Source organism: Catenovulum maritimum (genome assembly GCF_001050375.1).
GTDB classification, from domain to species: Bacteria; Pseudomonadota; Gammaproteobacteria; order Enterobacterales; family Alteromonadaceae; genus Catenovulum; species Catenovulum maritimum.
This window is the reverse complement of sequence record NZ_KQ130498.1, coordinates 65,185-79,254: the sequence shown is the minus strand read 5'-3', so window position 1 is coordinate 79,254 and position 14,070 is coordinate 65,185. Positions and strand designations below refer to the sequence as shown.

Below are 14,070 nucleotides of genomic sequence, written 5' to 3'. Positions count from 1 at the left end.
AGAGATACAAGATGGATTTACTACCAAGAGAAAAAGATAAATTACTGATTTTTACTGCAGCTTTATTAGCCGAGCGAAGACTCAATAGAGGTGTGAAACTCAATTATCCAGAAGCCATGGCTTATATCTCAATGGAGATAATAGAAGGCGCTCGTGATGGCAAGACAGTAGCAGAGTTAATGGATTATGGCAGAACCTTGCTAACCCGAGAGCAAGTTATGGAAGGTATAGCTGAACTGATTCCAGAGGTTCAAGTAGAGGCTACATTTCCTGACGGTACTAAATTAGTGACAGTGCATAATCCGATAGTTTAGCTATCCACAGCTACACCTAGAATTAGAGAGTAAATATTATGATCCCAGGCGAAATAAAAACAACAGCAGGCGAACATGAACTCAATATTGGTCGTCAGAAAATATCTATCAAGGTTGCGAATGCTGGTGACCGCCCTATCCAAATTGGTTCGCATTATCATTTTTATGAAGTTAACCCAGCACTCAAATTTGATCGTTCAGCTTGTTATGGCTACCGACTCGATATTACCGCAGGCACTGCCGTTAGATTTGAACCAGGGCAAGAAAGAGAAGTCGTTTTAGTTGCTTACGGCGGCAAGCGTCATGTTTATGGTTTTAGGGGTGAAGTAATGGGCGCGCTCGACAACCAACTCGACAATCAAGGTGCAGAGCAAAATTCAGGAGCAGATAAATAATGGCCAGTATAGATAAACACGCTTATGCACACATGTTTGGTCCAACCATAGGCGATAAAGTTCGCTTAGCAGATACCGACCTTTGGTTAGAAGTTGAAAAAGATCTGACATGTGAAAAAAACGGCTACGGTGAAGAAGTTAAATTTGGCGGCGGTAAAGTGATTAGAGATGGCATGGGCCAAAGCCAAGCATCATGTCATGATACTGTCGATTTAGTCATAACCAATGCGTTAATTGTCGACCACTGGGGCATAATAAAAGCCGATGTCGGCGTTAAAGACGGTCGCATTGCGTTAATCGGCAAAGCTGGCAACCCAGATGTTCAAGATAACGTGGATATTGAAGTTGGCCCAGGCACCGAAGTGATCGCGGGTGAAGGTCAAATTTTAACTGCAGGTGGCATAGATGCCCATATCCATTTTATTTGCCCACAGCAAGTTGAAGAAGCCTTAATGTCGGGCGTGACAACTATGATAGGTGGTGGAACCGGCCCAGCAACAGGGACAAATGCAACCACTTGTACACCAGGTCCTTGGTATATAGAAAAAATGCTGCAAGCAACTAATGATATGCCAATGAATTTTGGCTTTTTAGGTAAAGGCAATGCGAGTAAACCACAAGCTATAATTGAACAGATAGAAGCTGGTGTATGTGGCTTAAAATTACATGAAGATTGGGGCACAACCCCAGCTGCAATAGATACCTGTTTATCTGTTGCCGAAGAGTACGATGTACAAATTGCGATTCATACCGACACACTAAACGAATCTGGTTTTGTTGAAGATACAGTGGGTGCATTTAAAGGCCGTACTATACATACCTATCATACCGAAGGAGCAGGCGGCGGCCATTCACCCGATATAATTACGGCATGTGGTTTTAATAATGTCTTACCTTCTTCAACCAATCCAACACGTCCGTACACTATCAATACCATAGACGAGCATTTGGATATGCTGATGGTTTGTCATCACTTAGATCCCAATATTCCTGAAGACATCGCTTTTGCTGATTCAAGAATTCGTAAAGAAAGTATCGCAGCTGAAGACATTCTGCATGATTTGGGCGCAATCAGCATGATAGCGTCGGATTCTCAAGCGATGGGACGAGTAGGTGAAATGATCACTCGAACTTGGCAAACCGCACATAAAATGAAGCAACAGCGAGGTCCTTTAACGCCTGATACAGCGGAAAATGATAATTTCCGAATTAAACGATATGTTGCTAAATACACAATCAATCCGGCGATAAGCCATGGCATTAGCCACGAAGTTGGCTCAATCGAGGTTGGGAAGTTAGCGGACTTGGTATTATGGAAACCCGCATTTTTTGGCATTAAACCTTCCATGATAATTAAAGCAGGTTTTATTGCCGCTGCGCCTATGGGTGATGCCAATGCCTCTATTCCGACACCACAGCCTGTATATTATAGACCTATGTTTGGTTCGTACGGCCAAGCTGCTGCTAAAACCTCTATGACATTTTTGTCGCAAGCCGCAATTGACAACAAGATTCCAGAAAAAGTCGGCATGACTCGACTTGTTGGCGCTTGTAAAAACACTCGAAGAATATCCAAAGACGATATGATTCATAACAACTGGCAGCCAAAAATTGAAGTTGATGCACAAACATATGAAGTAACAGCTAATGGTGAATTACTCACCTGTGAGCCTGCTACTGAATTGCCATTAGCTCAGCGCTATTGCTTGTTTTAAGCCTATTTTTAATATTTAAGGAAACATTATGCTTCAAGTTTATCAAAGGCTTTCTCATATTCATCAGCCTTGCCACGATAGCATTACACTTGATTTCACCACCCGCCAAAAAGCGCGGATTAAAGCAAGTACAGATTCAGGCCAAGCGATTGGAATTTTTGTGGATCGCGGCAATCCACTTAAAGTGGGTGAAATACTCAAAACTGAATGCGGAAAATTAATCCAAGTAAATGGCGCCAAAGAAGAAGTTAATACTGCAACCACATCTGATTGGCACACTTTTAGTAAAGTCTGTTATCACTTAGGTAATCGCCATACTCAACTTCAAATGGGTGAGCTTTGGCTTAGATTTAAACCCGATCATGTTCTGGCTGAATTAGCAGAAAACTATGGTTTAAGTGTCAGAACCCATGATGCTGTATTTGAGCCAGAAAGCGGTGCTTATGGCAAACATTCAGGGCATTCTCATAGTCATGAAAATGAGCATGATCATGGCCACTCTCATAGCCACGACCACTCAGGTTCGCATAGCCATAAGCATGGAGCCTAAGCATGCATTTAGCGGTTAGCCAAACTAAGTTATCTAATCCTAATTCGGCACTGGCGTTAAACCGCCTGCTCCAGCTATGCAGCGCAAACTTGCCCGTTGGCGGATTTTCTTTTTCTCAAGGCTTAGAGTTCGCGGTTGAAAAGGCATGGGTTAAAGACACGGATACTTGCTATAACTGGATAAATTCACTGCTTGCAGAGTCAATCTGCGCGACGGATCTCGCGGTTTTACCTAAGTTAATCCAAGCGGCAGAGACTATAGATGCAGCGGCTTTTACTCACTGGAATGAGTTTTTAATTGCAACCCGAGAAAGCAGTGAGCTTAGACTAGCAGATTTAGCTATGGGCAAAGCACTCATCCGGTTATTAAATCAATTAGACCAAATTGATATGTCGATTTATCAAAGCCTATTTGATGATTCTGAAATTAGTTTTGTCAGTGCATTTGCCTTAGCAGCCCATAGTTGGCAAATCAACAGCCTCACAGCGCAAGCAGGTTATTGCTGGACAGTAATAGATAATCAAGTTGCAGCAGCAACTAAACTAGTGCCGCTGGGACAAACTCAGGCTCAAAATTTACTCTTTAAACTCACCCAAGGCGTAGACGCTTTCATTACTAAAGCTAACCAGCTAGAGGATGATGAACTAGGCGGTAGTTTACCCAGAATGGCGATGGCAAGTGCTTGGCACGAAACTCAATACACTCGATTATTTAGGTCTTAATTCAATTAAGCACAAACTAAAAAGATTAAAAACTCAATACACTCGATTATTTAGGTCTTAATTCAATTAAGCACAAACTAAAAAGATTAAAAACTCAAAGAAGAGAATACGAATATGAAAAAACAAACACTCAGAATTGGCGTAGGCGGCCCAGTTGGCTCAGGCAAAACAGCATTGTTAAGAACTCTATGTTTAGAACTTAGGGATAAATATAATATGGCTGTTGTGACTAACGACATTTACACCCGAGAAGATGCTGAGTTTTTAACTCGACACAATGCTCTGGATGCTGATCGTATTATGGGCGTTGAAACTGGCGGCTGCCCTCATACAGCTATTCGTGAAGATGCCTCGATGAACTTAGCCGCAATTGATGAATTACAAAGTCGGCATGCAAACCTAGATTTTGTGTTAGTTGAAAGTGGCGGTGATAACTTAAGCGCAACTTTTAGCCCTGAATTATCCGACTTAACAATTTATGTAATAGACGTTTCAGCGGGCGATAAAATTCCACGTAAAGGCGGCCCAGGTATCACCAAGTCTGATTTACTCATAATCAACAAAATCGACATAGCTGATATGGTAGGCGCATCACTTGAAGTAATGGATAGAGACGCGAAGAAAATGCGTGGTGACAAACCTTTCATTTTCTCAAATCTAAAAGCCAAACAAGGCGTAGCTGAGATCATTGCCTTTATCGAAGAAGAAGGCATGCTTAACTTGCCTTCAGCTAGTTAATTCCAATCAAATTCGAAGGAAATATATTATGAAATATCTAATTTTATTATTCACTGCTCTATTCAGCTCTGTAGCTTTAGCCCACGAAGATCACGCGTTAGAAGGCATCGCCCATGAGGTCTATCATGTGATGTTTTTAGTTTTATTAGTCTTGGTTTTATTTAAAGCGGTTTCTTGGTTTAAAACTCGTAGTAAAAATTCAAGCAACAAATTCAAGAAATAATTTCAAAAAGTCAAAAAATCACCCAAGCAAGCACTTACGTTTTGCTTGGTCGCTGCTGATAATCAGGTTAACGCCCATTAACCTGTTTATCAGTTTATGCTTTCAGTTTTGCCCTTGTTTGTTTAAAATACGCGCCAATTAAATTGCATTGAGATTACTATGGTTATTATACGCGCTATTTTAGGTTCACTTATTCTACTGATTGACTGGTTAACCACACCAAGAGGCGTTAAACGACCGGCAGAGCAGCAGCAAAAAATTAATGAAGCAACCCAAGCATTAGCCCTTTACCAATACAAAGCTTGCCCATTTTGTGTAAAAGTCAGACGCGCAATGAAACGCCAATCGCTCAAAGTACAAACCTTTGATGCAAAACGAGATGATGCGAGTAAACAAGCATTGTTAGCTGGTGGTGGAAAGTTAAAAGTGCCTTGCTTAAAAATAGAGAAAGAAGATGGCTCTGTTGAATGGATGTATGAATCTAATGACATTATTCAATATTTATCGAAACGTTTTGCTTAACTTTTTTGGCTAAGTTAACCGCGACTTGTCATCTGAACGAATAGCGTAAATCCCAACATTGAATTAAATATTTCAAATATGTAGGGTCGTGCTTCGCGTACCGCAACCTACTTATACCAACTAATCGTAGTTGCTAAGAAGTGAATGAATCAGTTGTTTTACTGTAGTGGGATCAAAAGGCTTGTCGCACAAAGAGTTAATTCCACTATTTTGGACGGCTTGTAACTTAGAATCGTTTTGTTCAGATGTCACCATTAAAATCGGGACATCTTGTTGGTTAGAAAAGTTTCGGATGAATTCGGTCAGTTCTTTGCCATCCATCACTGGCATATTTAAATCTGTCACCACGAGATCAAACTCATTCTCTTCGACTAGATGAATCGCTTCTTCACCATTACAAGCAAGTTTAATTTGCTCTACGCCGCAATTTTCAAATACACGCTTTAAATGCTTACGAGCGGTATCGCTATCATCCACAATCAATACACTTAAGTCTTCACCATAAACACCATCAATATTGATTTCTTGTGGATTCAATAAACTAAAAGTGGAATCTAGAGCTGATTTTAATTGCTCACCGGTAAAAGGCTTAGGTAAGATGGCAATCACACCACTTTGACGGATAATTTCTAATTCATTACCTCTATACTCACTGCTGACCAGAATGAACAAACTTTCAACCATAGATTCCATTTGGTTAAATCGTTGAACTAAATCAGTCGCTGTGCCATCTTCAAAATAGTAAGCACTGCACACTAAATCAGGCGTAAAAGTTTGGCATTTTTCAATTGCCTGCGCCACTGTTTCTGCTTCTGCCAAGTTTTGAATACCAAACTTTTCTAATCGACGACGTATCACCTTTCTCTGCATTGCAGAAGGCTCGATCAGTAAAATAGCTAAATTATTGATATCAATGTTTTGCATTTGGTTATTCATTAAACAATAGACTCTTATATTGAGTTTACTTGGCTTATTGAAAATAGTAAATAAAGTTGTAAATTTAGCTTTTGTACCAAATGTTTAGCAAGCTAGCTAAGCGGTTTAGGTCAATTAAAACCAATCCAAATTAAGCTCAACTGAGTATATATTCATTAATACAAATGATAAGTAAAGGGCACCAATGTTCAATTTTTTAAAACCAAATCCAAGCAAAAAACTAGCTAAGCAATATAACTTAAAGCTTGAGGAAGCTATGCATGCCCAGCGACGGGGAGATATGCGCAGTTACGCTATGTTAACAGCCGAAGCTGAGAATATTGCCACCCAAATAAAGTCCCTAGAAAACGCTAAAAATTGATTTTTTCTGTTTGTTCAGATGTATGAGTTCAAACTAGATTATATTTTTTCAAATAGCCCCTCAATTGGTGGTAGCTAATACTCAATAACTGAGCAGCTTGTTTTTGGTTAAACTTAGCTTGTTCTAATGCTTGTTTTATCAATTCAACCTCTTGCTGCTGGCAAGTTTGTTTAAAGTCGATAGGCCAGACGCTCTGCTGTTTGGGCTGACTGGCTACCTCCATCTCTTCAGATTTATTGTTTGCAGATGTCGATGTTACTTCATCAATACCTGCATTAAGCGGAGTAAACTCAAATTCGGTTTTGAATGGGTCAAAAATAATCGTATCTATTGCTGTATCTGGCGTATTAGCACGATAGACACTTCGCTCAATAACATTTTTGAGCTCTCGAATATTACCCGGCCAATCATATGCTAATAGTGCCTGCTGTGCCTCAGCGCTAAATCCGGAGAATAACTCATGCTTGAGCTCTCTTGCCATATTAATCGCAAAGTGCTCTGCTAACTCAAGTATGTCGGATTTTCTTGCCCTTAATGGTGGAACATTAATCACATCAAATGCTAAGCGGTCTAATAAATCGGCCCTGAACTGTCCAAGTTCAGCTAACTTAGGTAAATCTTCATTAGTCGCTGCGATGATCCGCACATCAGTTTGTATGGTTTGGCTACCACCTACTCGTTCAAATTCCCCATACTCAATTACTCTAAGTAATTTTTCTTGTACTAAGGTACTCGTGGTCGCTAATTCATCTAAAAATAAAGTGCCGCCATCTGCACGTTCAAATTTCCCCAAATGCCGCTTATTAGCACCGGTAAACGAGCCGGTTTCATGACCAAACAATTCAGACTCTAGTAAATTATCATTCACAGCAGCACAATTGAGTTTGATAAACTCCTCTTGCCAACGCTGAGATAAAAAATGTAATCGCTCTGCAACTAACTCTTTACCGGTTCCCCTTTCGCCTATAATGAGTACAGGTTTAGTTAACGGCGCTAACTGCGAAATATGATCTAGCATAGCGAGAAAGTAATGTGACTGACCGATTAAATTATCATTATTGGTTGAATTAGCCATGTTTTAGTCAAAATAACAAATTATTGGTTTTATTAATTATTCTACATTCTACCCCAAAACGCCAACTTTCAATAAACACTTCCTAATCAATGACTTAAAAACTTGGTACGCTGCCTGCAATATCTTTAGCATGTAAAGCACACGCACAATCAAGATTTTTAACTTAAGGAATTATTACTATGGGTATCTTTTCAAGATTTAGTGACATCATTAACTCGAATATAAACGCATTACTAGATAAAGCCGAAGATCCAGCCAAAATGGTGCGTCTTATCATCCAAGAAATGGAAGATACGTTAGTTGAAGTGAGATCTAGCTCAGCCAAAACCTTAGCTGAGAAAAAAGATTTCACGCGCCGCTTAACTAAACTTGAGCAATTAGCTCAAGACTGGCAGGCAAAAGCTGAATTAGCAATCAGCAAGGATAGAGAAGATCTAGCTCGCTCAGCTTTAATTGAAAAAAATAAGATTATTGAACAAACTAAGAGCTTGTCTCACGAAATAGAGCTATTAGACGTTCAAATTGACAAACTTCAGTCTGAAATTACACAATTACAAGATAAGCTAACAGATGCGAAAACCAGACAAAAAGCTTTATTGTTAAAGCAAAATACGGTTTCTGATCGTCTTAATGTTAAGCGCCAATTACATAATGGCAAAGTAATCGACAGCATGGAAAAGTTTGATGCTTATCAACGCCGAATTGATGATTTAGAAGCAGAAGTAGATAGTTATGATTTAGCCAAAAAATCTCTAAATGATGAATTCGCTGAGTTAGCCGCGCAAGATGAGTTAGATGAAGAAATTGCACGTATGAAAGCTAAGCTTAACTCAACAGATAAAGCCTAATAAAATCTAAACTTATAAATTAAGGGGAAAAATAATGCCATGGTATGCAATAGTCGCTTTGGTGCCAATGATAATATCCATGTTAATCATTGCGCCTTTATGGCTGATATTAAGTTATAAAAGTAAGAAACAGTCAAACCAAAGTTTGACTGAAGAGGAGTTTTATCAAATTCAGCAACTGGCTACTAAGGCTGAGAAGCTAGCAGATAGAGTACAAACACTAGAAAAACTATTAGATGTTGAATCACCTAATTGGCAGGAGAAAATCTAATGTCAGAACGTAAATCGACACTAAAGAGAGATGTTCAACGCGCCCGAATTAAAGGTGTTTGCGCTGGTTTTGCCAAATACTTCGGCATTGAGCTTTGGGTTGTTAGGCTAATAACCTTTGGCGCTTTTATTTTTGCGCCCCCTTTTATGCTATTTCTTTATATAGGTTTAACTTTAATCCTAGAAAAAGAGCAAATAGAAAAGCCTTACCAAAGGTTTGAACAGAACACTTATAGAAATAATGAAGACTATCATGTCAATGTTAAAACCACAGCATGGCAAGCAGGCTTACCACCGAAACAGGCCTTGGCCTCGATAAATGAATCATTCGATAAGCTAGATAGTCGAATTCAAAATTTGGAAAAGTATGCAACATCGGAAAGATTCAGAGTCGAACGTGAATTTAGGCAACTGTAAGCTGAGTTGCCTAGCTAAACTTAAACATCTAGATGCATATGAAAGGTTTTTTATGGCTGCTTTAATTATAGCTATCATCTGGGAAGCTTGCGTTTTAGCCCTCTTTTTTGTCGCGAAAAAACGTAATAGAAAACTGACTATCCCCCAACAATTTGCAGCTGTTTTATTAGGGCCTGTCGCGCTAGTTTTGGGGATATTCTTTCTTAAAACAAAACTCTAATAACTTAACCTAAATCTGGTTATTTAAGCGCTTGCTTAAGAAGCTGTATTTTTTCTTCCACTTTTTTTGATTCGTGACTAGATAAGTCAATTTCGGTTAAAGCCTGTTTGACATTATCTTTATCTGAATTAGCAATCTTCAACCAAGCAATTCCTGTGATTTCATCCGTATCAACGCCTTTTCCTTCAAGGTACCATAGGCCGAGTTGTTCTTGAGCAATACTAATGCCAGCAATTGCCGCTGTCTGCATGTGCTTAACCGCTTTGACAAAGTCGACTGATACACCTAGACCTTTGGCATACACGTAGGCGAGACTAACATTCGCGAATAAGCCACCTGCGTCTAATGAAGCTTGATAGAGCTTAATGGCTTTTTGATAATCTTGCTCAACGCCAAATCCATTTTCATATTGATCACCTAGATTATTTAATGCTTTGGCATCACCTTTAACAGCCGCTTTAGCATTCCAAAAAGCCGCTTTTTTATAATCTGAGTTTGTTAAGTATTTAGCACCGATAAAACTTTGCGCGGAAACATAGCCACTTTCAGCTAACCTCTCCAATCCTTCAAGTGCTCGGCTTTTATTTTGATCAACCCCGTCACCATAGTACAGAGCCAAACCTAGCCTAAATATTGCGGGTTTATAGCCCTGCTCTGCCGCTCGCTGCAGCAATTGGTAAGCTTTTACTTTATCAATCTGGGTACCATCGCCTCTTTGATACATCAAGGCTAAGCCATATAACGCCGATTTATTGTTTAATTCAGCAGACTTTGAATAAAGTTCAAATGCTTTATCATCATTTTTATCTACATATCTCGCGTAATAATACATATTGCCTAAAGCATAAATGCCCGCTGCATCTCCTTGTTCAGCTGCTCGGCTGAAAAGTTCAAATGCTTTAGCATAATCAAGCTCAATGCCTTCGTATCCGAATCGATATAAATATCCGAGTGAGAGTAAAGCCTTTGCATAATTTTGTTCTGCCGCTGCATGCCACAACTCAATTGCTGCTGGGATATTTTTCTCAATACGGCTGCCAAGTCGATATTCGACAGCTAATTCATGTTGCGCTTGCGCGTTACCCGCTTTCGCTTGTTGTTGTAATTCATCCAACTTGGTGTTTAAGCTAATGACCTCTTTAGAGTTGAGGAGTGCTCTCGCCCAAAAATAAGAAGATTGACGATAAGCTTTTTGCTGTAAAACCAGTTCGAACTGTTGCTGAGCTAGCAAATAATTTTGTTGAATTAGCGCTTTAAAGCCAATGAAGAACTCAATATCGCTTTGACTACAAGGAGAAGTAATTTGTTGTCTAAGCTCATCCATTGATTCTTTTTGGGCTGATTTTAAAAATCGAACAATAGGGTCATCAGGTTTAAAACGGCTATAAGTAATAGATTGTTTTTCAGATAAGTTTAAGGTTTGATCGGCATAAATAGACAAGTAAATATCAAAACTATCAAATTGCTTAGCATCTAACATTTGTTTAATCGATGAAATAATATTGTCGGTTTGATGCAATTCGATTTGCATTAAAACTTGAATACGATTTGCAGCGATCACATTATAATTTTCTCTAAGTGATTTAATTGCAATTTCAACATCTTGATACTTTTTTAGGAGTAAAGCTGACTCAGCATAGATCAGAGCACTCCAATAACTAGGTTTAGCCTCAAAACTAGCTTTTGCGAGTTGAAATGAGATTGGAAACAATCCTAACCTTAAGTATTGAAAGGCAGCAAACTCAGTATATTCTGGTGTATTTTTGGCGAGTTTAGACGCTTTTGCTAAATACAGAGCAGAACGAGAGACCTGTTCAAGTTCAGCATAAACACATTGTGAAGCCTCTGCTCGTGTATTTAACGCTGAACCTAGCTGATACATATAAGCCGGCGTATCAGGCTGTTTAAGATTAGCAATATTGGCACTCGCCACTGCTAAATCAGCTTGCCCAGATTTTTCATATAGCTCAGACAAAATTAGCCATTGATATGGCGAATATGGGTTTTGTTTGATTGCTTTTTTTACCAAGTTTAACTGCGCGGTATAATCTACTTGCTCAGGATCTTGTCTGTCTTTTAACAATAAGTATTCAATAAATGCAGGGGCTGTCAGATCTGGGTATAAAACTGGATGCAATTGAGTAAATAAAGTCTCTGTTTTTTGTTTCTCAAATTTTTTGTTAACTAAGGCTGAAGCCGACATAACTCGATATAAATAATACTGAATATTAACTTGGTCAGCTTGTTGCTGGTAAGCTTGTTCTAAGTATTTATAGGCTTGAGCTAATAGCAATTCACTGCTTTCTTCCTCTGTCCACAGCTGATAACTTTGCTTTCCTAGTTGGAAGTAATTGATTGGTAACCCAGACTTGGGACTATTGACTGATAAATTCGCTGTACCAGAGTTAGGTGTTGAGCTACAAGCAATTAACTGGCTTAGGATGACTAAGCTAGCAATCAAATAAAATTTTATCTGCATCATCAATCCCTTATGGTATGTAACCTAGTTCTGCCGCTTTAGCAAAAGATGCCATAGATGCTTCCATTTGTACTGCGAAACCTTGCGCTGTGGCGAGTAAATACCAAGCTTCGCCATTGTTAGTATCGATTTCAGTGGCTTTTTTAGCAGGTATAATCGCAGCTTCAAATTCCCCCTGTTGGAGCAAGAGTTTAACTTTTGCTAGATAAGCCTGAAGACTATTTTCACCGTATTGATTTGATTGAGCCGCTAAATCAGCAGTTAGGGTTTGCTCAGGATGCTGCTGCATTGAAACCAGCCAAGTATCCAGCTTAGTTAAGTGCTCCACTGCTTTGTGATATTGGCTATATTGCTCAGGAGATAAATCGACCCTGTGCTGTTGAAAAAGAATATCTATGCTATAGCTGTTTTCTGACGCTTTACCTGACTGCATCAAACTAAAGAAATCATTTTCAAAATTTAGACCTGACTGATACACAGCAGGTAAATCGCCTTCGCGTCCATGAAACTTAACCTTCATGTCGAGTTGGTACGGGTACTTTTCTATATACCTATGTTGGCGATTATCAACCGGGGGTAAATTAGCAAAATTGGCGAACATGTTTATCACTTGCATCACATTAGCCCCGACCGTTTTTTCTTGCTCTGTAACAAAATCAATATCTGCGGATATTTCGACAGGTATGTACAAATCTTCACTATGCTTGAGCTGAGACTTTATCTCTAACTCAATTGCTTGGTTAAACATGCCTTTAAGCATTTTATCTAATTCGGCTTCTTTTTCTGTACTATGTTTCCACCAAGAACGCATGTATTGTTCGAAAAAGCCTTGCAGACTAATCGTAATTTCAGCCTTGATATTGGTTTGATTTAGGTAATAATCGACTTGCATTAACACCTTGTTCTCAACAAAGCTATTCGCTGAAACCTTGGTCAGTTTGCCTCCATCAGGGGTAACAATTAGCGCATTTTGTCCCGGCATTCTATTTGAAATACCTGGAAATAATGCTCTATCTCCTGTGGTATCCAGCCAAATTTCTGAACGCGTTTGGCTTGCAGGTATGTAAACTAGCATGTGATCAAAAATCAGCCGAACTAAATCTGTTTCACTATCACCATTTCTAGAGGTTTCGACTAAAGCAGGTGAGGCGTCAACACCTAAAGCCTTCAACAAAGTGACAGCGAGTACGGTTTGATCTTTACAATCACCATAGCTAGCAGAGATAACTTCACTTGGGTGATGAGCATCGTAGCCACCTCGTCCCAAATGCGCAAAAACATAACGAACGTTTTGCTGTATATACTGATACACGGCTTTAATTTTTTCTATATCGCTCGCATTTTCAGCTAAGTTAAAACGTTCAATAATTTGTTTTATTTCTTGAGTCGTTTCTAATTGATGCGCTATTTTTTGCCAAGACCAATCATTTAACACCCGCCAATCCGTTAAGGTTGATAGGCTCAACTGAGCCCTTATTTCACGGGCTTGCGGCATATTACGTTCTAACTTTAGTTGAGGGACTTGTTCCATCTGCCATAAATTGACAGACTTTCCTGCTAACAACTTAACTTTGGCTTTTTCTGGATGAGAATTATAAGCTTTTATGTATATTTTTTGCGCTTCATCATGAGTCAACTCAAACTGATAAAAATGAACATAATCAGCTCGCCAATTATCATTGCCAACCGTACTTTGATACCAATATGGTGTGCTTCTCTCTGAATAAAGCTGCGCAAATGCAAGATTTTTACTGGTGTGAGTAAATTGAAATTCTAAGATAGTGCCGACTGATACATCAGGTAATGAAAATACAATTTCGCTGCTATCAGAATAAAAGTCTTGTCCTCCTCCTGTCACCCTAGTCTGAACGGCATCTTGAGCAAGCGAGTTTAATTTCCCTTGTAGACTTAGCGTATTGGCAAAGTCTAACTTCATTTCAGAATAATAGTGATTAAAAGGGATCAGAATACGACCATAATCTCTAGCAGCGGCTAAGTCATTAATGCGAATAGAGTAATAAGAGATTCTTTGCCAATGTCCGTCAGGGCGTAGCTGAGTTTTACTAATGGAATACAGAGTTTCAGCTGTGTCACTGCGTTTGATGATATTAGCCTGCTCGACGAGTTCAGGCCCTAGGCGCTCGCTTGAAACTACACTAAATGAAAAGAAAAAAGTAAGCAGTAAGATAATTTTTTTCAACGCGATATCCATAATCTGTATAAAAGTATTAGCCAAAGCCTTTGGCTAGGGCGTGTTTATAATTTGAGCGGATAGAAAAGATAAC

At 39.2% G+C, this 14,070-nt stretch carries 17 protein-coding genes; 13 read left to right on the top strand and 4 right to left on the bottom strand.

Annotated features, from left to right (window positions below; translation table 11 throughout):
- Window positions 1-11 precede the first annotated feature (11 nt).
- The 8 genes from XM47_RS14795 (at window position 12) to XM47_RS14760 (ending at window position 5,179) form a co-directional block, all read left to right on the top strand.
- On the top strand, window positions 12-314 hold the full coding sequence (locus tag XM47_RS14795) for an urease subunit gamma (RefSeq protein WP_048694149.1): 303 nt from the start codon (window positions 12-14) through the stop codon (window positions 312-314).
- A gap of 38 nt (window positions 315-352) precedes the next feature.
- Window positions 353-709: an urease subunit beta gene (locus tag XM47_RS14790; protein ID WP_048694147.1), complete on the top strand. Its 357-nt coding sequence runs from the start codon at window positions 353-355 to the stop codon at window positions 707-709.
- A complete protein-coding gene (gene ureC / locus XM47_RS14785; RefSeq protein WP_048694145.1) occupies window positions 709-2,424 on the top strand; it encodes an urease subunit alpha in 1,716 nt (571 codons plus the stop codon). Before XM47_RS14790 ends, ureC begins: the two co-directional genes overlap by 1 nt.
- Window positions 2,425-2,452: 28 nt before the next feature.
- Complete coding sequence (gene ureE / locus XM47_RS14780) at window positions 2,453-2,974, top strand: urease accessory protein UreE (RefSeq protein ID WP_048694143.1); 522 nt, start codon at window positions 2,453-2,455, stop codon at window positions 2,972-2,974.
- Between the two features lie 2 nt (window positions 2,975-2,976).
- On the top strand, window positions 2,977-3,696 hold the full coding sequence (locus tag XM47_RS14775; protein ID WP_048694141.1) for an urease accessory protein UreF: 720 nt from the start codon (window positions 2,977-2,979) through the stop codon (window positions 3,694-3,696).
- 114 nt (window positions 3,697-3,810) lie between these two features.
- Window positions 3,811-4,434 (top strand): urease accessory protein UreG, encoded by a 624-nt coding sequence (gene ureG / locus XM47_RS14770; protein ID WP_048694139.1) that lies wholly within the window; start codon window positions 3,811-3,813, stop codon window positions 4,432-4,434.
- Between the two features lie 28 nt (window positions 4,435-4,462).
- On the top strand, window positions 4,463-4,657 hold the full coding sequence (locus XM47_RS14765; protein WP_048694136.1) for a hypothetical protein: 195 nt from the start codon (window positions 4,463-4,465) through the stop codon (window positions 4,655-4,657).
- A gap of 159 nt (window positions 4,658-4,816) precedes the next feature.
- Window positions 4,817-5,179 (top strand): glutathione S-transferase N-terminal domain-containing protein, encoded by a 363-nt coding sequence (locus XM47_RS14760; protein ID WP_048694133.1) that lies wholly within the window; start codon window positions 4,817-4,819, stop codon window positions 5,177-5,179.
- A 120-nt stretch (window positions 5,180-5,299) separates the two neighbouring features.
- Here XM47_RS14760 and XM47_RS14755 read toward each other — a convergent pair whose 3' ends face one another.
- On the bottom strand, window positions 5,300-6,103 hold the full coding sequence (locus tag XM47_RS14755) for a response regulator (RefSeq protein ID WP_077066578.1): 804 nt from the start codon (window positions 6,101-6,103) through the stop codon (window positions 5,300-5,302).
- A 196-nt stretch (window positions 6,104-6,299) separates the two neighbouring features.
- Between XM47_RS14755 and XM47_RS19060 the strand changes: the two genes are divergently transcribed.
- Complete coding sequence (locus tag XM47_RS19060; protein WP_149865528.1) at window positions 6,300-6,476, top strand: DUF6435 family protein; 177 nt, start codon at window positions 6,300-6,302, stop codon at window positions 6,474-6,476.
- A 28-nt stretch (window positions 6,477-6,504) separates the two neighbouring features.
- On the opposite strand, the gene pspF is transcribed toward XM47_RS19060, so the two are convergent.
- Window positions 6,505-7,551 carry a phage shock protein operon transcriptional activator gene (gene pspF, locus XM47_RS14750; protein WP_048694128.1) on the bottom strand — a complete coding sequence of 349 codons (1,047 nt, stop codon included), beginning with the start codon at window positions 7,549-7,551 and terminating at the stop codon, window positions 6,505-6,507.
- A 179-nt stretch (window positions 7,552-7,730) separates the two neighbouring features.
- Here pspF and pspA point away from each other — a divergent pair, with 179 nt between their 5' ends.
- Genes pspA through XM47_RS19145 form a run of 4 tightly spaced genes read left to right on the top strand, consistent with a single transcriptional unit; the run spans window position 7,731 to window position 9,306 of the window.
- Entirely contained in the window at window positions 7,731-8,399 is a 669-nt protein-coding gene (gene pspA / locus XM47_RS14745) for a phage shock protein PspA (RefSeq protein ID WP_048694125.1), read from the top strand.
- 34 nt (window positions 8,400-8,433) lie between these two features.
- The gene (pspB, locus tag XM47_RS14740; protein ID WP_048694123.1) at window positions 8,434-8,670 is read left to right on the top strand and encodes an envelope stress response membrane protein PspB; all 237 of its coding nucleotides are present in this window, start codon (window positions 8,434-8,436) and stop codon (window positions 8,668-8,670) included.
- Window positions 8,670-9,086, top strand: a complete 417-nt coding sequence (pspC, locus tag XM47_RS14735) for an envelope stress response membrane protein PspC (protein WP_048694121.1) — start codon at window positions 8,670-8,672, stop codon at window positions 9,084-9,086. Before pspB ends, pspC begins: the two co-directional genes overlap by 1 nt.
- 52 nt (window positions 9,087-9,138) lie before the next feature.
- Window positions 9,139-9,306 carry a hypothetical protein gene (locus tag XM47_RS19145; RefSeq protein WP_154665755.1) on the top strand — a complete coding sequence of 56 codons (168 nt, stop codon included), beginning with the start codon at window positions 9,139-9,141 and terminating at the stop codon, window positions 9,304-9,306.
- 19 nt (window positions 9,307-9,325) lie between these two features.
- Here XM47_RS19145 and XM47_RS14730 read toward each other — a convergent pair whose 3' ends face one another.
- Window positions 9,326-11,785 carry an SEL1-like repeat protein gene (locus XM47_RS14730; RefSeq protein ID WP_048694119.1) on the bottom strand — a complete coding sequence of 820 codons (2,460 nt, stop codon included), beginning with the start codon at window positions 11,783-11,785 and terminating at the stop codon, window positions 9,326-9,328.
- A gap of 10 nt (window positions 11,786-11,795) precedes the next feature.
- Window positions 11,796-13,985, bottom strand: a complete 2,190-nt coding sequence (locus tag XM47_RS14725) for a DUF3857 domain-containing transglutaminase family protein (protein WP_172656543.1) — start codon at window positions 13,983-13,985, stop codon at window positions 11,796-11,798.
- Window positions 13,986-14,070: the final 85 nt, after the last annotated feature.